An 18124-nucleotide genomic window follows, 5' to 3' on the forward strand; every position below is an offset into this window, starting at 1 on the left:
CTTCCGTGGGGCTTTTTTTTTGCCTTAAACCCTAACCATGAATCAAGAAACAACAGAAATACAAAAGACCGACATCCTGAGCCGAATAAGGCTTTTAGGTAGAAAAATAGGTGGAACACCCTTACTAAAGCTAAGGGAAAGTTCGTCCAACCCGGAGGTAGAAATTTGGGCAAAGGCAGAATGGAATCAACTTTCGGGCAGCGTAAAAGCCAGGGCGGCTTATTATATTGTGAGAGAAGCCATTGAAAGTGGAAAACTTAATTCAGGCAATACTTTGTTAGATGCATCCAGCGGAAACACAGCTATTGCCTATGCCTACTTGGCTCACGAACTTGGAATACCTCTTACCATTTGTCTTCCTGAGAATGCCAGTTCGAGGAGAAAAGAGATATTAAAATCGCTGGGCACTACCTTAATTTATACCTCCCGCTTTGGAGGCACCGATGAAGCCCAGGAAGTTGCCCAGGAATTAGCTGATTCGCAGCCCGAACGGTATTTCTATGCCAACCAGTACAAAAACCTGAACAATGTTAAAGCCCATTATGAAGGCACTGCCGTTGAGATAATTCAGGCATTACCGCAATTAACCCATTTTGTTGCAGGATTAGGAACCACGGGAACCTTCACAGGCACTGCCAGTCGATTGTTAGAATACAACTCCAACATTTCAGTTGTGGCCCTTCAACCCGATTTAGCATTGCATGGACTGGAAGGTTGGAAACACCTGGAAACTGCCAAAATTCCAGAGATTTTCAATTCGAGCTTGGCCCAAAATACCTTAGCTATAAGCACCGAAAAAGCCTACGCCCAAATAAACGAAACCTTTCAAAAAGAAAATTTGCTGTTGAGTCCATCAGCGGCAGCCAATTTGGCCGGGGCTAGAGAATTAGCCCAACAATTGGACCGGGGTAAGATAGTTACCATTTTTCCAGACTCCTCAGACCGCTATCCTGAACTAATCGAGCAACATAAAAACCTATGATACATATTCCTTACTACGTACAAACCCAACTAATTAAAGATGCCTTACGCACTTACCCTTTCGAGTGCTGTGGATTTGTTTTTGGGCAGGAAGTAAACGAAATCCGTTATCTGCATACCATACAGGTGGTTGAAAACGCCAAGGAAGGTGATCAAACCAGACGATTTGAAATTAGTTCTTCCGACTATCTGAAAGCAGAAAAATATGCCCTGGATCATGACCTGCTTTTGTTAGGCGTGTATCATTCCCATCCCAATCACCCTTCGATTCCGTCAGAACACGACCGAAAAGTTGCACAACCTTATTTCAGCTACCTCATACTCTCAGTTGAGAAAGATGAATTTAAATCTCTCCAATCATGGAGGTTAAACGACCAATTTCAATTTGAAGAAGAACCCATTTACCAAACCATTCAATCAATTAAAGCAGCATAAAACCATGGCAACAATTGTAATCCCAACACCCTTGAGAAAATTCACCAATCAGCAGTCTAAAATCGAAGTAAGCGGATCAACCTTACAGGAAGCCATAAGCGATTTAACTCTCCAATTTCCTGACTTAAAGAAAAACCTGCTGGATGAGAACAACAAACTTAGAAGCTTTGTAAACGTCTTTGTTCAGGACGAAGATATCCGCAACCTTCAAGGAGAATTAACTCCCATTACTGAAAACAATACCATCAGCATTATTCCGGCTATTGCTGGCGGACTTTAGATTCCTATGTATTAATCATTTCACTAAAAAAAATCAAGATGAGTCATACTAACGTTCAATTTTCGAAAGAAGAACTCGACCGATACAATCGTCACCTAATCATACCTGAATTTGGATTAGAAGCCCAACAAAAATTAAAAGCCGCCAAAGTTTTGGTGATAGGATCCGGTGGATTAGGAAGTCCACTCCTGCTCTATTTAGCTGCTGCCGGGGTAGGCACGATTGGCATAGTTGATTTCGACACTGTAGATCAAAGCAATTTACAAAGGCAAGTACTATTTGGAATTTCGGAAGTAGGAAAATCCAAAGTTGAAGCAGCCAAGGCCAGATTAGAAAACCTAAACCCATATATACAAATTAACACCTACAACACCCAGTTCAGCTCCAAAAACGCCCTAGAACTAATCAGCCAGTATGATGTTGTTGCCGATGGAACAGACAACTTTCCTACCAGGTACTTGGTAAATGATGCCAGTGTTATAGCCGGAAAACCCAATGTTTATGCTTCCATATTCCAATTTGAGGGACAAGTTTCTGTTTTTAACTACCGAGACAAAAATGGAAACCTTGGCCCTAATTATCGGGACCTCTACCCTAGTCCACCACCTCCGGGCTTAGTACCCAACTGCTCCGACAGCGGAGTATTGGGTGTTTTGCCCGGAATAATTGGAAGTTTACAAGCCAGTGAAGTCATCAAGGTAATTACCGGTGTTGGTGAGCCACTAAGCGGTCGATTTTTTGTATTTGATGCCTTAAGTTTTGAAACCAGGATTTTAAAAATAAGCAAAAGAAAGGACCAGGCGGAAATAAAGGAACTAATTGACTATGAGCAATTTTGCGGAGTAAAAGCCGTCGAAAAGAAAATTAAAGAAATTACGGTGGAAGAATTTATTTCCTGGCAAACCAATGGAGAGGACATACAGGTAATAGATGTTCGTGAACCTGCCGAATATGAAGAGGTAAATATCAACGCCATATTGATTCCATTAGGTACGGTTGCATCCAGATTAAATGAAATTGAACGCAACAAAAAAGTTGTAATTCATTGCAAACTGGGTGGAAGAAGTGCCAAGGCTATTCGGGAATTGGAAGAAAAATTCGGATTTAACAATTTATACAATCTGAAAGGAGGAATTACCGCCTACCTGCAAACCGAAAAGGTATAAGCGGAAGGAATGGTGCTGTAGCCGAGCTGGTTCAGGCGTGGCTCTGCAAAAGCCAAGACACCGGTTCGAATCCGGTCAGCACCTCTAAAATTAATATAACAATTACAAACAAATAAACCCAACAACTATGGCAATCAGACTAGGCGACCTTGCACCCGACTTTACAGCAGAAACCACCGAAGGAACCATTTCATTTCACGAATGGCTTGGCGATCAATGGGGTGTACTATTTTCACATCCGGCCGATTTCACACCGGTATGCACCACCGAACTGGGATTAACTTCCAAACTAAAAGTAGAATTTGAAAAACGAAACACCAAAGTAATTGCTTTGAGTGTTGACCCTATCCAATCGCATTTGGAGTGGATTAAGGACATCAATGAAACCCAGAATACCATTGTCAATTTCCCAATTATTGCTGATCCGGAAAAAAAAGTAGCCAATCTATTTGACATGATTCATCCGAATGCCAGTGAAACCTTTACCGTTCGTTCAGTTTTTATCATTGGACCCGACAAAAAAGTTAAGTTAACTATTACCTATCCGGCATCAACTGGCAGGAACTTTTTTGAAATCCTTAGGGTAATTGATAGCTTACAATTAACCTCGTTGTATTCTGTTGCAACACCGGCCAATTGGCAGGAAGGACAGGAAGTAGTTATTGCACCTGCAGTTAAAGATGAGGACATTCCAACCAAATTCCCCAAAGGCTTCCGCAGATTAAAACCGTATTTACGATTAACACCACAACCCAACCTTTAACCTATGAATAAAGAAACATCGGCATTGTACCTGGAAGAAACTAGTGTAAGATTAGTGGCTGCCCAGGTTATAGTAATTACCGGATTAAGTCTATGGAAAGGTTGGGCAATTTTAGCATTTGCACTATCCTTGGATTTTGTTTTAAGAGCATTGGCAAAACCCTCCTTGCTTGCAGTATTTTCTAAAATTATCTTTCAGCAATTGAACCTATTACCAGTACAAATTTTTGCTCCACCCAAACGATTTGCAGCAGGAATAGGGGCCTTTTTTTCATTTTTTATTGGTTTGTTCTTGATCCCGAACTGGTATACTTTGGCTTACCTGACCGGAGGGGTGCTATTGTTCTTTGCCTTACTGGAATCAGTTTTTAAAATTTGCGCCGGTTGTTATGTTTATGATTGGTTTGTAGCACCATACATTAATAAAAAGTAGTTTTAGGTTGATAAAAAGAAAGGAATTTGTCCTATCTTTTATATCCCTGTTCCATGGGTAACCATTTGGAATAGGGATTTTTTTTGATCTTGACTACAATCAACTCCAAGAAGAAAGCTTTGCTCAATGCTTTGTGTTCCGGTTACTAATTTAGGAATTAAAATTCAACATGCTAACATTCATTGAACCAACCGAAAAATCAAAACAACTTTTATGCAGATACAAAAGCTGTTTAAGCCAATTATTGCGAACCAAAATTGGACTATCATAGATTTGCAATCGGTATTACCTGATTTGCCATCCGAAATTTTTACGATAAACTTTTCGGATAACAGATAAAATACTTCACCACCGGTTCAGACAGAGCTGAAATATTCAATTGATCTGCCGCTTCTGCAACATCTTTCACTACGCCATCGCGTTGCAGAATATAGATTTTATCATTTTTGGGATTATAGGCATTATTGGCTATGCTTCTGGAGAAAACAAACAATTCAGCCGCAGTTTGGTCTAACCCGCTTTGTTCCATAAATCGATTTCTGAGCGTATTCAACCTTTCTTCGCTGAATTGCTCCTGACTGATTTCTACCCTAAACAAGTTACGTTGAACCAAATGTTTACAGAGCAATGCCAGTGCTTTATCAGGGGCAAATTGCCAGTTTTTTATGGCAGAAAAAATGTCACTATCATCCAGTTGGGTAAACATTTCCAGGGCAGTTTTCTCTTCTAAAAATTCTGATTTATCCGGAGAGTTTTTTAGAAAGAAAGCCAAGGCCGGAGAGGCGAATAATTCTACACCTGAAGTAGAAAGTTCTTTCGCTCTAAGTAAGATATTAATTAAAATATTCTCTGCACTTAGCACCGTTTTATGCAAATAAACTTGCCAATACATTAATCGGCGGGCAATAATGAATTTTTCAACCGAATAAATCCCCTTTTCTTCCACCACCAATTGATCGTTCTTCACTTGAAGCATCTTAATAATACGATCGCTACTGATTACTCCTTCAGAAACACCGGTAAAAAAGCTATCCCGCATAAGGTAATCCAATCTATCCATATCCAGCTGACTGCTAACCAGTTGATGTAGGAATTTCTTGGGGTAACGGTTGGTAAAAATTTCAATTGCTGTTGTAAGTCGACCACCCAGTTGGGTATTCAACTTTTCCATTAGCATAAGACTTAAATCTTCGTGATGGATATTTTCCGCCAAAGAGTTTTCGAGTGCGTGGGAAAAAGGGCCATGACCAATATCGTGGAGGAGAATAGCCGCTATAGCACCTTCGCATTCCTTGTCGGAGATGGAATGACCTTTTGCCTTTAACTCTTCCAAGGTTTTAGTCATCAGATGCATGGCTCCCAAGGCGTGATGAAATCGGGTATGCAAAGCGCCGGGGTATACCAGATGAGTCATTCCCAATTGGCGTATATACCTTAGCCTCTGAAACCAAGGATGTTCGATTAAATCGAAAACCAAGGTATTGGGCAAGGTGATAAATCCATATACCGGATCATTGATAATTTTAAGCTTATTCATGTCTTAAAGAAGGGCGAAGGTAAGCCATTTCAATCCAAGCTATTCATACCCCCAACGTTCAAATGAATCGGACCAAGTTTCTTTCAACAGGTCGATTATGGAACCTTGAGTTTGAAAGGAATTGGTTTCATAGTTTTGATAGGCTTCCAATTCTTGAATCAGTTTAGGTTTAACCCATTCAAAATCGGGCAAGTTCAATTGCTTATAGATCTTTTCAAGACCGGTAAGTGGTTGTTTAACAAAGAATTCGTAGTCTATTTCGATCAGATTCCCATTAGGAATAAGTTGTTTTTGCCGATGATAGTTTTGGTAAACAGTTTTATAGGAATAAAGTAAAAAGTTTTTCAAATCATCTTCCGAATAATTAGTCAAGGCCAGCATTCCAACAATTTTATTCAGCATTTTCAGGTTAGAATAGTAAACATGGACGGGGTTTCGCCGGATGTGAATGAATTTAGCATCCGGATAAAGTTCCAGCAATTGTTTGATTCGGCCTGTATTAGCAGGAGTTTTCACCACCAGGTTTTTCCCGGGTTTGGCATAGCTTACTTTACGAAGAAAATAATCCAACCCTGACTTCCATTCGGACTCATAGTTTCCGCCTTGGTTAAAAAGCACATAACGATTATGATATTCGATAAGTTTTTTAGGAAACACATAACCTTTTGCCAGGGAAGCACCATTCATATTGAGTAATGCGAATTCCTCTTCTTTTGGAAGAGAGGCTCCCATTTTAAGGTTATCCATTGGCCGGGTTTCCGGAAGTGCATTCCGGATAATGGATTTAAAACTTTGTCCGCCGGTGAGAAACATATTGGGCAGCATCACCTGAAAGGTATCAGGGAAGGCGAACCTATTATCGGCTCCGAGCAGGTAATGGAGAAAAGTAGTACCGCTGCGGTAATAGCCAAGAATAAAGAGGGGTTGTTGGATTTTAGTTTGAGAAATACCTGAATGATTAGACCATTTTTCATAGAGTCGAATTGGAATTCCACCGCTTATGGCTAGGGTAATTGAGAGAAGGTTTGGAGATTTGGACAGGGAAACATCGCCGGCATTTTCGGATAGCATGGAAATCCAATTTCGAAGACCGGATCCCAGGGCTGCGTGTGATAATGCCATGGAGCAAAGGTAGGGGAAGAATTTATTAAGCGGTATATTTGGTAGGGAATTAAGTGAAAGGTGGAAGCTGTGATAGCATATGATTTTTTGAAAGCTGAACCACCTAATCTAAACCCGATTGCAATGGAAAGCCCGAATGCGTTGGGGAGTGGGTAGGCCGGACTTGGAATGTAAAGCGGGGATGAAGATTTTTTGAAAGAAAGGCGATCTTTTCCAAAACAAAAAAAACACCAATTCAAAATCAAAGCATTGAGAAGGTTCATAATTTTTAGAAAATTCCATTTTGAAAACTCCCAACATAGGCGTACTTTTGCACCCGCAAATCTGAAGCGAAGATTTGGTTCTTTAACATTCGAAATCAACTCACCAAAACAATATCACATGGCATTTGACATTGACATGATAAAAACGGTATATAGCCGTTTACCAGAGCGCGTTGCAGCAGCACGCAAGGCAGTAGGTCGTCCATTGACCTTAACCGAAAAAATTCTTTATTCTCATCTTTCGGACGGGTTAGCCAATGCGGCTTACAATCGAGGAAAAGACTATGTAGATTTCAATCCTGACAGGGTTACCATGCAGGATGCCACTGCGCAAATGGCTTTGTTACAATTTATGCAAGCGGGTCGTCCAAAAGTTGCGGTTCCATCTACCGTTCATTGTGACCACTTAATTACTGCCAAAGACGAAGCAGTATCTGACTTGGCTTTTGCAAATGCTGAATCAAAAGAAGTTTACGACTTTTTAGCTTCTGTTTCGAACAAATATGGAATTGGATTTTGGAAACCGGGAGCTGGTATCATTCACCAGGTGATGTTAGAAAATTATGCCTTCCCGGGAGGAATGATTATTGGAACTGATTCCCACACGGTAAATGCAGGCGGATTAGGCATGTTGGCTATTGGTGTAGGTGGAGCTGATGCTTGTGATGTGATGGCAGGATTGCCTTGGGAACTGAAATTTCCTAAATTAATTGGTGTAAAATTGACCGGTAAACTAAATGGTTGGACTTCGGCCAAAGACATTATATTAAAGGTAGCGGGTATTTTAACAGTAAAAGGAGGAACCGGTTGTATTGTAGAGTATTTTGGTGAAGGTGCCGAAGCATTAAGTTGTACCGGAAAAGGAACCATTTGCAACATGGGTGCAGAAATTGGTGCTACCACTTCTACTTTTGGATACGATGCTTCGATGGAACGTTACCTAAAAGCCACCAACCGTGCTGATGTAGCTGAATTGGCTAATGCTGTAAAAGAGCATTTGAATGCAGATGCCGAGGTTTATGCAAATCCGGAAGCCTATTTCGATCAGTTAATTGAAATTAATTTGGATGAATTAGAGCCTTACGTAAATGGGCCATTTTCTCCGGATTTAGCTACTCCAATTTCAAAAATGAAAGAGGTAGCTGCTGCAAATGGCTGGCCTACCAAAGTTGAAGTTGGCTTGATTGGAAGTTGTACCAACTCTTCGTATGAAGATATCGCCAGAGCTGCTTCTTTGGCTAAGCAAGTTGCAGCTAAAAACTTAAAAACAAAAGCAGAATTCACAATTACACCGGGCTCTGAATTGGTTCGTTATACTATTGAAAGAGATGGATTAATTGGAACTTTTGATGAAATTGGAGCAAAAGTGTTTGCCAATGCCTGTGGCCCATGTATTGGTATGTGGAGTCGAGTTGGGGCTGAAAAAAAAGAAAAAAACACCATCGTTCATTCTTTTAACCGTAACTTCCAGGCTCGCCAGGATGGAAATCCAAACACCCATGCCTTTGTTGCCTCACCTGAATTAGTGACAGCATTGACCATTGCCGGGGATTTGACCTTTAATCCATTGACTGATTACCTAACCAACGAAAAAGGAGAACAAGTTAAATTGGATGCTCCGGTTGGAGATGAACTTCCTACAAAAGGTTTTGCCGTGGAAGATGCAGGTTACCAAGCACCGGCTGCGGATGGTTCAGGGGTGCAAGTGGTTGTAAGTCCAACTTCGAACCGTTTGCAACTGTTAGATTCGTTCCAACCTTGGGAAGGAAGCGATTTGAAAGGCTTGAAACTTTTGATAAAAGCAAAGGGAAAATGTACAACCGACCATATTTCTATGGCAGGTCCATGGTTGAAATTCCGTGGTCACTTAGACAATATCAGTAACAACTTGTTGATTGGAGCAACCAACTTTTTCAATGAAAAGATCAACAGTGTTAAAAACCAACTCACCGGCGAATACGGCGAAGTACCTAAGGTTCAACGTGCCTATAAAGCTGCCGGAATTGGATCAATCGTTGTTGGTGATGAAAACTATGGCGAAGGTTCAAGTCGTGAACATGCTGCTATGGAGCCAAGATTTTTAGGTGTTCGTGCCATTTTGGTTAAATCCTTTGCCCGTATACACGAAACAAACCTAAAGAAACAAGGTATGCTAGCCTTGACTTTTGTGAACAAAGAGGATTACAACAAAATTCAAGAAAACGACACCTTTGACATCGTAGGGCTAACAAGCTTTGCTCCGGGTGTTCCTTTAACCCTGGTATTGAACCACGCTGATGGAACCAAGGAAGAAATTAGTGTAGGCCATAGCTACAACGAAGGTCAAATTGAATGGTTTAAAGCTGGTGCTGCCTTGAACATTATCAAAAAGCAAATCGCCTAATTTTAAATCTCATAAACGAAAAAGCCGTACCATTGGTGCGGCTTTTTTTATAGTATTGAACCAGTTGTGAAAACCTTTCAAAAATTCCATTCTTTTATTTTCATACTTGTATTGCTTGGAGCTGCTTCCTGCCAAACTGATACCTATATCCCTTGTGAAACGGACAATAATCTGCAAAATTTGCTTTGCAAAAAGTTTGTGGTTTCCGATGGCAAACCACTTGGATTTGTAAGGTATCGTTACGACGAAAACAACCTTCTGGCAGAAGAAGAATACCTGAATACCAAAGAAAAAAAGCAAGGGAAATTGCAATATTTCTATACCGGAAATCGCCTCGACAGCACTTACTTTTGGAATGCTGAAGATAGAATAAACACCAAGGTTATCAGGAATTACAATAATTTTGACAGCCTAATTGCCCAAACTACCTATACACTTGTAAACGGGGGATATCAGGTTGAAAAAAAAGAATTCAGCTATTCCCCACAGTTGGATACTGTACTTGTATATAGAAACGGACAATTGGTTCAAATTCAACGTTACTTTTTCTACAATCAGAGTCAGCAAGTATATAAAATTCTATATGGCTCTTTAAGTTCTGTATTGGATAGTCAATCTGTATTTTCCACCTCAGCCAAAGGTTTTGTAATTGAGCGAAAATTAGATGCTTCCGGAAAGAAAAGGGGACAAACAACCCGACAGTTTAACCCAAAAGGAGAATTAGTTTTGGAAGAAATTATGGGATTAAACAATGAATTAGTTCAGAAAACGGAGGTAATTTTTGATAACTCAGGCAGGGTAGTTAAAAAAATCTTCACTCGTCCCAACACTAGCTTAGATAACTTCGAGCAGTTTTATTACTATTAAAGATGAGTGAAAAAGTACATCTGCTGCACAAAATCAATTCGGTGGCAGAATTCCACGATACTTTCCTGATTGGGAATAGGTATGAACCCACAGCTGAAGTGGGTGAAAATGAATTTCAGCTACGTTATAATCTGATTAAAGAGGAAAACGAAGAATACCTGGATGCCTGCAAGAATGGGGATATCGTAGAAATCGCGGATGCTTTGGGAGATCAACTTTACATTTTATTCGGGACTATTTTAAGACATGGTTTACAGCACAAAATCGAGGAGGTTTTTGATGAAATTCATCGCAGCAACATGTCTAAATTAGATGGTGAAGGCAAACCCATTTTCAGGGAGGACGGTAAAATTCTGAAAAGCGAAAAGTACTTTAGACCCAATATTAAATCCATTTTGGATAAATAATCATGGCAAAGCGACTATTATTAAAGAACATCAAGGGTTTGGTGCAGGTAGAATCTGACTCCAGAATCAGGAGGCGATGCGGAAAAGAAATGCAAAACTTACCCGTTTTGGAGGACGCATGGTTGGCTATGGAAAATGACACCATAGTTGGATTTGGCACCATGGAAGAATGGGAAGGAATCAGCGATTGGAATGGCTTGGAAGTAATTGATGTAAGTGGGAAATATGTTTTCCCCTGTTGGAATGACCCACATACACATATAGTTTATTCCGGTAGCAGAGAATCGGAATTTGTTGACAAAATCCAAGGCTTAAGCTATGAAGAAATTGCCAAACGTGGTGGAGGAATCCTAAACAGTGCCAAACGTTTGTCATTGGCTTCGGAGGAAGAATTATACGAGAGTGCCAAAAAAAGAATTGAGGAGATGATTGGCTTTGGAACGGGTTGTTTAGAAATTAAAAGCGGTTATGGCTTATCGGTAGAAGGTGAAATAAAAATGTTACGGGTCATTAAGCGTTTGAAAGAAAGCATGCCTGTGAAAATAAAATCCACTTTTCTAGGAGCTCATGCCTTACCAATTGAATTTAAAGAAAACCGTTCTGCATATCTTGATTTGATAATAGAGAAAATGTTACCGATTATTCAACAGGAAGGCTTGGCTGACTATATCGATGTGTTTTGCGACAAAGGATTCTTTACTGTTGAAGAAACGGACCGATTGCTACAGGCTGGTAAAAAAATTGGTTTACAGGCAAAAATTCATGCTAATGAACTTGATTATTCCGGCGGAATTCAAGTAGGGGTAAAAAATGGAGCTTTATCAGTGGATCATTTGGAATTTACGGGTGACAATGAAATGGAAGTCTTACTCCAAAGCGAAACCATGCCAACCTTACTACCTTCCACAGCTTTCTTTTTAAGAATTAGTCCTCCTCCTGCCAGAAAAATGATGGATCACGGATTGCCCTTGGCCTTGGCGACAGACTTTAACCCAGGCTCTTCACCTTCGGGTAATTTCCCTTTTGTTATTTCTCTGGCTTGCATACTTCTGAAAATGCTACCGGAAGAAGCTATCAATGCTGCAACCATCAATTCTGCCTATGCCATGGGATTGGAAACTGAGTACGGAAGCATTGCCATTGGTAAAAAAGCCAATGTGTTTATTACCCGAGAAATCAATAGTTTGGCTTATTTGCCTTACAGTTTTGGATCGAACCTGATTGAAAAGGTAATCTTAAATGGCATCCTGGTGGTGGATAAGGAAACCAACAACTAAATATGTACTTGTTTAAAAAATAATGTTAAAGCATTTAAATCAAGTATACAAGCTAATCAGAAAGGGCTACTTTTGTCAATCAACAAACAACAAATAGTATGGCATTAGAACTTACAGATGCGAACTTCGACGAAATCGTTATGAAGTCAGATAAACCGGTATTGGTAGATTTTTGGGCAGTATGGTGTGGACCTTGCCGCATGGTTGGTCCAATCGTAGAAGAATTGTCGAAAGACTATGAAGGAAAAGCAATTATTGGGAAAGTAGATGTGGATAACAACCCCAACATTAGCATGAAATTCGGAATCAGAAACATTCCTACTCTTTTAGTTTTCAAAAATGGCCAAGTAGTTGACAAACAAGTAGGTGCTGTTCCAAAGACAGTTTTGGCCGGCAAATTAGACGCCCAACTCAACTAAACCTTTTATCTTGATGGGATGTTGCTAACTTAGCGACATCCCATTTTTGTTTCATGATAGACTTAACCGGTTCGGATATCCAGCAAATCAGTCACTTGGAGTTTATTGCTCGCCAGGTGGTTGAAGGTTTTATTACCGGACTTCATAAAAGTCCATTTCATGGTTTTTCTGTAGAATTTGCAGAACACCGCCTCTATAACGCAGGTGAAAGTACCCGGCATATTGATTGGCGTTTGTTTGGCAGAACCGATAAACTATTTATGAAACGTTACGAGGAAGAGACAAACCTCCGTTGCCAAATCGTTATCGATACCAGTTCCTCGATGTACTTTCCTTTTCCATCTAAAAAGGAAGATTTTGAACAAACCAAAATTGGCTTTTCAATTTTTGCTGCGGCATCTTTGATTTTAATGCTGCAAAAACAACGAGATGCCTTTGGATTGAGCCTTTTCGATAACCAAGTTCACCAACAAATTCCGGCAAAAAGTAGTTTAACCCATAGCAAATTGCTCTTTTACGAACTTGAAAAACTCTTGCAACCCGGGGTTGAAAAAGAAAAACATGGCACCCAAACTTCAACCTGCCTTCATCAAATAGCCGAAAGCATTCATAGGAGATCCTTGGTAATCATTTTTAGCGATATGGTTGATGGTGGCGGTAAAACAGATGACTTATTTGCAGCTTTACAGCATCTAAAGCACAACAAACACGAAGTTATTCTCTTCCATACCACCGATAAAAAAACCGAAATAGATTTTAAATTCGAAAACCGACCTTACAAGTTTATTGATCTGGAAACCGGAGAAGAATTAAAACTACTTCCCAATGAAGTAAAGGAATATTATACCAGACAGGTTGGCCAAAACCTAACTGATTTGAAATTAAAGTGCGGTCAATTCAACATCGATTTTATTGAGGCCGATATAGCTCAGGGTTTCAAACAAATTTTAATGCCTTACCTAATTAAGCGGGAAAAAATGATTTCCTAGCTTGTTAGCATATCATTGTTAAAATCTTATCCAACTTCATGACTTCTCTCATACAGAGTTGTTGAAATTTGCAAGATAAGATTACATGGTGCGCATTCTCCTTCAAACCCTTCTTTTTGTTTTTGCTTGTAATACAATTCAAGCGGAGGATTTTGCTTTCCTTTCTCGCAACTACCCTGTTAAAGCAGGCTTTAAAGCAGAATCGAAAACCATTGTTGATGTCAAGTTTAAACTAAATTCGTCCAAAGCAAAAAAGCGTAATTTATACTTACGGGCTATTTATATCATTGGCTCTGATACCATTACCGATTATTTGCATTTCACCGGAAACCACGATGGAATAATCAAACAAATACCATTGACAGCAGGAGAATCGATTGAAATGTACCTCTACCTGAACAATGAAGAAACAGAGGAGGTGAAAAACCTTATAGGATCCATGAACCTTAACCCTGGAGGTGTTTTACCAATTAATAATAAATTTAACAAAAATCTTTTTCCCGGCACCTTATGGTCGGCAGATGACCCTGTTCTTTTTAAAATTACCAAACAAGAAGACTCCCATAAAGACTTGCGAATCAACTTTGTATTCACAGAAAACTTTGAATTCGACAGACTTTTTATACGCATCAAGGTAATAAGTCCGGAACAAGGAATCGTAGTTCTCAATAAAGAAATAGAGGTTAACACCAGCGACTTCCTAGAATACAGCAAAAATACCATTAAAACAGAAATTCCTGAAATTATGATCAAAGGTCAGGGAACTTATTACATCCAAATTACCCACCAAATGCAAAACCTAAGGGTGAATGGAATTGATAATGCCTCCTTCGAATTACTCGAGCAACCCAAATAGGCTAACCTGATTTCTGCAATGCCTGTTATTGTTCTTACTACCACCATTCAGGCACCCATTGAAGTATGCTTTGACTTATCCAGAAGCATTGACCTTCATAGCCAATCTGTGAGTAATACCAAAGAAAAAGCCATCGGAGGCAGAACTTCTGGCCTCATCGAATGTGGAGAATACGTTACTTGGGAAGCCGTTCATTTTGGCTTTAAACACCGGTTAAGCTCTAAAATTATCGAACTTTCCTATCCTAATTCCTTCTGCGATACCCAAATTAAAGGGATTTTTCATCACTTTGTCCATCATCACACTTTCTCCTTTCAGAATGGTACTACCACTATGACCGACACCTTCGAATTTGCTTCTCCTTTCGGAATAATCGGCGAACTCTTCGATTATTTCATACTGAAAAACTATATGACCAAATTCTTGGTTGGAAGAAACGAATTCATAAAAAAAACAGCAGAATCCGAAGATTGGAAGAAATACCTACCACAGTAACCGGCCCCTTCCAAGTCAACATTTCTTCTGCCGCAATAAAAATAAGCCATTTTGTCACTAATATACAAAACAAAGTGTCATTTTGTCGCTATTAGTCCCGTTTTTTTTAACAGGCATTATCCTTGTCAAGGTCGAATCATCAAAACAACAATTAAAATTTAGGAGGATAAAACCATGACACTTATTAAAGTTAACAACCCAACAAAACAGTTCGTAAATCCAATGTGGAACAACCTTTTCAACGATTTTTTCACTACTCGTTTTACAGGCGAAGAACATTCAAGCCACGTACCTTCCGTAAACATTGTGGAAGACAAAAACCTTTACGAAATCCATGTTTCTGCCCCAGGTTTCAACAAGGATAACTTCAAAATTGAGGTAGAACAAAACGTTCTTTCTATTTCCGGTGAGTATAAAACTGAAAATACCGAAAACAATTCTGAGCGTAAATACACCCGCAAAGAGTTTAGCTACGGATCCTTCAAACGCTCTTGGACCTTGCCGGAAAACATTGAAACAGAATCAATTAAAGCCAGCTACGAAAACGGAATCCTCAATGTAGAAATTCCAAAAAAAGTTCAGGAGCCGGTAAAAACTACCCGCGAAATCAAAGTTTCTTAATTCTTGCTACCATGCAACACAAGAAGTCCTGCCATGAGGTGGGACTTTTTTTTGTTCTAATTTTAATTATGCGGGCCGCTTTCGCCTACAAACATGAACCATCAATCCAACTAAAATAAAAAGGCGAAAGCGCCGGGCTATCCACTACAAGTCCTCGCCCCGAAAGGGTTCGGGGCTGTGGGCTTTCCGTTTCTATCCCTGCCCGACGCTCCTTAAAACTGTATTAAGTATTCAACCTTTTATCCTTACCTACTAGGTACAACACCATGAATACAACCTTAAAAAAGCATCGCCTTTCATCCGAAATAAACATTTCTATATATTTACCTAACTATTAAAAAACTCCTACTGCGTTTACTCTTATCCATTTCCCAATTCATGAAACGAAACCATAGGTTTACAGTTAACACAGAATGGACAGGCAATCTCGGACCGGGAACTTCCTCCTACTCCGGGTATGAACGTAGCCATACCATTCGAATCGAAAACAAACCCGAACTTTATGGCTCATCCGATTCCAGTTTCCGGGGAGATCCAAGCAAACATAATCCCGAAGAATTGTTGTTGGCCGCACTTTCTTCATGCCATATGCTTTGGTACCTGCATTTGTGCTCCGAAGCCGGCATTCAGGTAATGGAATACCGGGATATTGCACACGGAATTCTCACAGAAAACATACAAGGTAGCGGGAAATTCACTGGCGCTACCTTAAACCCAGAGGTTATAGTTAGTGATGCCTCCATGGTATTACCTGCCTTAGATTTACATGCTAAAGCCAATGCTATGTGCTTTATTGCCAATTCCGTTAATTTCCCCATTGACCACCATCCAACCTGCACTCACCAACATGCTAGAACTTAAACCCAATTGCGAAAACTGTGGAAAAATGCTACCCAATACCTGCACCGATGCAATGATATGCTCGTTTGAATGTACCTTTTGCCAGGATTGTGCACAAAACCTCTTGTTCAACGTATGCCCCAATTGCGGAGGTGGATTTGAAAAACGCCCTACACGTCCAAACCACCTCTTAGAAAAACACCCTCCACAGACAAATACCTATTTAAAACCGGTCAATTTTACAACTTTCTCCACCCTACTCAATCGGTTTAAAAACATTCCACCATCCAATCGATAGGTGCCATCCGATTTGAACTCAAGCGACTAATGGTTTACAAAACCAATCCAATTAAGGCATTGGTGCTGGCATCATGTGAACTCACCTTTTTCCCTGCCTTAATTTCCGGAAGAATCTTTCCGGCTAGTTGCTTACCTAATTCAACCCCCCACTGATCATAACTGTAAACATTCCAAATGATTCCTTGCACAAAGATTTTATGTTCGTAGGCAGCAATCAAACTTCCCAAACTACGTGGACTTAATTTAGAAAATAAAAAACTACTACTAGGTTTATTCCCTTTAAAAACCTTAAAAGGCGCCAATTGATCAATCTCCTTCGCTGATTTCCCCGATTTCCTTAATTCTTCTACAACCTCTTCCCTACTCTTTCCATTCATTAAAGCCTCGGTTTGGGCGATAAAATTGGCTAATAACATGTGGTTCATACCAGCATCAAAACAAGTTTCCTTAAACCCTATAAAATCTGAAGGTATCAACTGGGTGCCTTGGTGTATAAGTTGATAAAACGCATGTTGACCATTTGTTCCTGCTTCACCCCAAATCACTCCGCATGTGGCATAATCCACCGGTTTACCATTCCGATCAACTGATTTACCATTGCTTTCCATTTCTGCCTGTTGCAGATATGCCGGAAAGCGATGAAGATACTGACTATATGGAAGAATTGCCTGACTTGTACAACCCCAAAAATTAGTATACCAAATTCCCAACAAAGCCATAATTACCGGAATATTCCGATCGTTTGGTGAGTATTTAAAATGCAAATCCATTACAAAAGCACCTTCCAACAACTCTTCAAAATTCTCATAACCAACGGCAAGACAAATACTTAGACCTATACTACTCCAAAGCGAGAAACGACCACCTACCCAATCTTTAAATCCAAACATATTGGATGTATCAATACCAAAATCAGAAACGGCCTTTTCATTGGTTGAAACAGCTACAAAATGCCTTTTAACCGCTTCTTGGCTTTTCAAGGCGCCAACTAACCAATCTTTAGCCAATTGAGCATTGGCCATGGTTTCTTGGGTGGTAAAAGTTTTAGAAGCAATAATAAACAAGGTGGTTTCAGGATCCAAATTAACCAAAGTTTCACCTAAATGAGCAGGATCCACATTGGACACAAAATGAACTTTTAACCTGGTTCGGTAAGCTTTTAGCGCTTCCGACACCATAACAGGACCTAAATCAGACCCGCCAATGCCAATATTTACAACATGCTCGATGGGTTTACCAGTAAACCCTTTCCAATCTTTACTCAAAACCTGTTTGGTAAATAGCTGCATTTTAGCCAAAGCATAATTTACTTCCGGCATAACATCTTCACCCTCCAATTCAATTGGCAAATCACTCAGATTTCGTAAAGCATGATGTAACACCGCTCTATTCTCCGTAACATTGATAGATGACCCCGAAAAAACAGCTTCCTTAGCCAAATCCAACTTGCACTCATCCGCAAGATCTAATAAACTCCTAAACGCCTCTTGGTTGATGAAATGCTTGGAATAGTCAAAAACATTTCCTTCCAGCTCAATATGAAACTTTGTATATCGTTCAGGATCATTTTTAAACAAATCCTTTAAATCCACTTTAGACAATTCTTTCTGAATGGATTTAAGCCTTTTCCAAGCCTGGGTTTTTGTTGGATTGATATTGGGTAAAGTATTCATGGGAAAATAGATGGCAAA

Annotated in this window: 20 protein-coding genes and 1 tRNA gene; 18 read left to right on the forward strand and 3 right to left on the reverse strand. The window is 39.8% G+C overall.

Annotated features, from left to right (window positions below):
- Positions 1-37 precede the first annotated feature (37 nt).
- The 7 genes from K1X82_04295 (at position 38) to K1X82_04325 (ending at position 4057) form a co-directional block, all read left to right on the forward strand.
- On the forward strand, positions 38-982 hold the full coding sequence (locus K1X82_04295) for a cysteine synthase family protein (GenBank protein MBX7181312.1): 945 nt from the start codon (positions 38-40) through the stop codon (positions 980-982).
- Positions 979-1416: a M67 family metallopeptidase gene (locus K1X82_04300; GenBank protein MBX7181313.1), complete on the forward strand. Its 438-nt coding sequence runs from the start codon at positions 979-981 to the stop codon at positions 1414-1416. The genes K1X82_04295 and K1X82_04300 overlap by 4 nt, the downstream gene beginning before the upstream one ends.
- 4 nt (positions 1417-1420) lie before the next feature.
- On the forward strand, positions 1421-1696 hold the full coding sequence (locus tag K1X82_04305) for a MoaD/ThiS family protein (GenBank protein ID MBX7181314.1): 276 nt from the start codon (positions 1421-1423) through the stop codon (positions 1694-1696).
- Between the two features lie 38 nt (positions 1697-1734).
- Complete coding sequence (moeB, locus tag K1X82_04310) at positions 1735-2862, forward strand: molybdopterin-synthase adenylyltransferase MoeB (protein ID MBX7181315.1); 1128 nt, start codon at positions 1735-1737, stop codon at positions 2860-2862.
- Between the two features lie 11 nt (positions 2863-2873).
- Positions 2874-2946: transfer RNA gene (locus K1X82_04315), tRNA-Cys, on the forward strand.
- A 43-nt stretch (positions 2947-2989) separates the two neighbouring features.
- Positions 2990-3625 (forward strand): peroxiredoxin, encoded by a 636-nt coding sequence (locus K1X82_04320; protein ID MBX7181316.1) that lies wholly within the window; start codon positions 2990-2992, stop codon positions 3623-3625.
- 3 nt (positions 3626-3628) lie between these two features.
- Positions 3629-4057, forward strand: a complete 429-nt coding sequence (locus tag K1X82_04325) for a DUF4395 domain-containing protein (protein MBX7181317.1) — start codon at positions 3629-3631, stop codon at positions 4055-4057.
- Between the two features lie 310 nt (positions 4058-4367).
- Here K1X82_04325 and K1X82_04330 read toward each other — a convergent pair whose 3' ends face one another.
- Positions 4368-5594 (reverse strand): HD domain-containing protein, encoded by a 1227-nt coding sequence (locus tag K1X82_04330; GenBank protein MBX7181318.1) that lies wholly within the window; start codon positions 5592-5594, stop codon positions 4368-4370.
- Between the two features lie 39 nt (positions 5595-5633).
- Positions 5634-6716: a sulfotransferase gene (locus tag K1X82_04335; GenBank protein ID MBX7181319.1), complete on the reverse strand. Its 1083-nt coding sequence runs from the start codon at positions 6714-6716 to the stop codon at positions 5634-5636.
- A gap of 381 nt (positions 6717-7097) precedes the next feature.
- On the opposite strand from K1X82_04335, the gene K1X82_04340 reads away from it, so the two are divergent.
- From K1X82_04340 to K1X82_04390, 11 genes are all read left to right on the forward strand, one after another.
- A complete protein-coding gene (locus K1X82_04340) occupies positions 7098-9362 on the forward strand; it encodes an aconitate hydratase (GenBank protein MBX7181320.1) in 2265 nt (754 codons plus the stop codon).
- Positions 9363-9428: 66 nt separating this feature from the next.
- Positions 9429-10229 (forward strand): hypothetical protein, encoded by an 801-nt coding sequence (locus K1X82_04345; protein ID MBX7181321.1) that lies wholly within the window; start codon positions 9429-9431, stop codon positions 10227-10229.
- Positions 10230-10249: 20 nt separating this feature from the next.
- On the forward strand, positions 10250-10636 hold the full coding sequence (locus K1X82_04350) for a nucleoside triphosphate pyrophosphohydrolase family protein (protein ID MBX7181322.1): 387 nt from the start codon (positions 10250-10252) through the stop codon (positions 10634-10636).
- A 2-nt stretch (positions 10637-10638) separates the two neighbouring features.
- Positions 10639-11913, forward strand: a complete 1275-nt coding sequence (gene hutI, locus K1X82_04355; GenBank protein ID MBX7181323.1) for an imidazolonepropionase — start codon at positions 10639-10641, stop codon at positions 11911-11913.
- 98 nt (positions 11914-12011) lie between these two features.
- Complete coding sequence (gene trxA, locus K1X82_04360; protein ID MBX7181324.1) at positions 12012-12332, forward strand: thioredoxin; 321 nt, start codon at positions 12012-12014, stop codon at positions 12330-12332.
- A 53-nt stretch (positions 12333-12385) separates the two neighbouring features.
- On the forward strand, positions 12386-13321 hold the full coding sequence (locus K1X82_04365) for a DUF58 domain-containing protein (protein MBX7181325.1): 936 nt from the start codon (positions 12386-12388) through the stop codon (positions 13319-13321).
- A gap of 85 nt (positions 13322-13406) precedes the next feature.
- Entirely contained in the window at positions 13407-14177 is a 771-nt protein-coding gene (locus tag K1X82_04370) for a hypothetical protein (protein MBX7181326.1), read from the forward strand.
- An 18-nt stretch (positions 14178-14195) separates the two neighbouring features.
- Positions 14196-14672 (forward strand): SRPBCC family protein, encoded by a 477-nt coding sequence (locus K1X82_04375; protein MBX7181327.1) that lies wholly within the window; start codon positions 14196-14198, stop codon positions 14670-14672.
- A 174-nt stretch (positions 14673-14846) separates the two neighbouring features.
- Positions 14847-15293: an Hsp20/alpha crystallin family protein gene (locus K1X82_04380; GenBank protein MBX7181328.1), complete on the forward strand. Its 447-nt coding sequence runs from the start codon at positions 14847-14849 to the stop codon at positions 15291-15293.
- 378 nt (positions 15294-15671) lie between these two features.
- Positions 15672-16154, forward strand: coding sequence for an OsmC family protein (locus K1X82_04385; protein ID MBX7181329.1), 483 nt, complete (start codon positions 15672-15674; stop codon positions 16152-16154).
- Positions 16141-16431: a DUF1272 domain-containing protein gene (locus tag K1X82_04390; protein MBX7181330.1), complete on the forward strand. Its 291-nt coding sequence runs from the start codon at positions 16141-16143 to the stop codon at positions 16429-16431. The genes K1X82_04385 and K1X82_04390 overlap by 14 nt, the downstream gene beginning before the upstream one ends.
- Before the next feature lie 34 nt (positions 16432-16465).
- Here the strand turns inward: K1X82_04390 and pgi are convergent, their stop codons facing one another.
- Positions 16466-18106, reverse strand: a complete 1641-nt coding sequence (gene pgi, locus K1X82_04395) for a glucose-6-phosphate isomerase (GenBank protein ID MBX7181331.1) — start codon at positions 18104-18106, stop codon at positions 16466-16468.
- Between the last annotated feature and the right edge of the window lie 18 nt (positions 18107-18124).

This window comes from Bacteroidia bacterium (assembly GCA_019695265.1).
Lineage (GTDB): Bacteria > Bacteroidota > Bacteroidia > JAIBAJ01 > JAIBAJ01 > JAIBAJ01.

Bases quoted from the DNA above. Each gene is read 5' to 3' on its own strand.
- K1X82_04320 (MBX7181316.1), top strand. From the start codon at position 2,990: ATGGCAATCAGACTAGGCGACCTTGCACCCGACTTTACAGCAGAAACC.
- K1X82_04295 (MBX7181312.1), top strand. From the start codon at position 38: ATGAATCAAGAAACAACAGAAATACAAAAGACCGACATCCTGAGCCGA.
- K1X82_04380 (MBX7181328.1), top strand. From the start codon at position 14,847: ATGACACTTATTAAAGTTAACAACCCAACAAAACAGTTCGTAAATCCA.
- K1X82_04340 (MBX7181320.1), top strand. From the start codon at position 7,098: ATGGCATTTGACATTGACATGATAAAAACGGTATATAGCCGTTTACCA.
- K1X82_04325 (MBX7181317.1), top strand. From the start codon at position 3,629: ATGAATAAAGAAACATCGGCATTGTACCTGGAAGAAACTAGTGTAAGA.
- K1X82_04385 (MBX7181329.1), top strand. From the start codon at position 15,672: ATGAAACGAAACCATAGGTTTACAGTTAACACAGAATGGACAGGCAAT.
- K1X82_04390 (MBX7181330.1), top strand. From the start codon at position 16,141: ATGCTAGAACTTAAACCCAATTGCGAAAACTGTGGAAAAATGCTACCC.
- K1X82_04300 (MBX7181313.1), top strand. From the start codon at position 979: ATGATACATATTCCTTACTACGTACAAACCCAACTAATTAAAGATGCC.
- hutI (MBX7181323.1), top strand. From the start codon at position 10,639: ATGGCAAAGCGACTATTATTAAAGAACATCAAGGGTTTGGTGCAGGTA.
- K1X82_04330 (MBX7181318.1), bottom strand. From the start codon at position 5,594: ATGAATAAGCTTAAAATTATCAATGATCCGGTATATGGATTTATCACC.
- K1X82_04365 (MBX7181325.1), top strand. From the start codon at position 12,386: ATGATAGACTTAACCGGTTCGGATATCCAGCAAATCAGTCACTTGGAG.
- pgi (MBX7181331.1), bottom strand. From the start codon at position 18,106: ATGAATACTTTACCCAATATCAATCCAACAAAAACCCAGGCTTGGAAA.
- moeB (MBX7181315.1), top strand. From the start codon at position 1,735: ATGAGTCATACTAACGTTCAATTTTCGAAAGAAGAACTCGACCGATAC.
- K1X82_04370 (MBX7181326.1), top strand. From the start codon at position 13,407: ATGGTGCGCATTCTCCTTCAAACCCTTCTTTTTGTTTTTGCTTGTAAT.
- K1X82_04305 (MBX7181314.1), top strand. From the start codon at position 1,421: ATGGCAACAATTGTAATCCCAACACCCTTGAGAAAATTCACCAATCAG.
- K1X82_04335 (MBX7181319.1), bottom strand. From the start codon at position 6,716: ATGGCATTATCACACGCAGCCCTGGGATCCGGTCTTCGAAATTGGATT.
- trxA (MBX7181324.1), top strand. From the start codon at position 12,012: ATGGCATTAGAACTTACAGATGCGAACTTCGACGAAATCGTTATGAAG.
- K1X82_04375 (MBX7181327.1), top strand. From the start codon at position 14,196: ATGCCTGTTATTGTTCTTACTACCACCATTCAGGCACCCATTGAAGTA.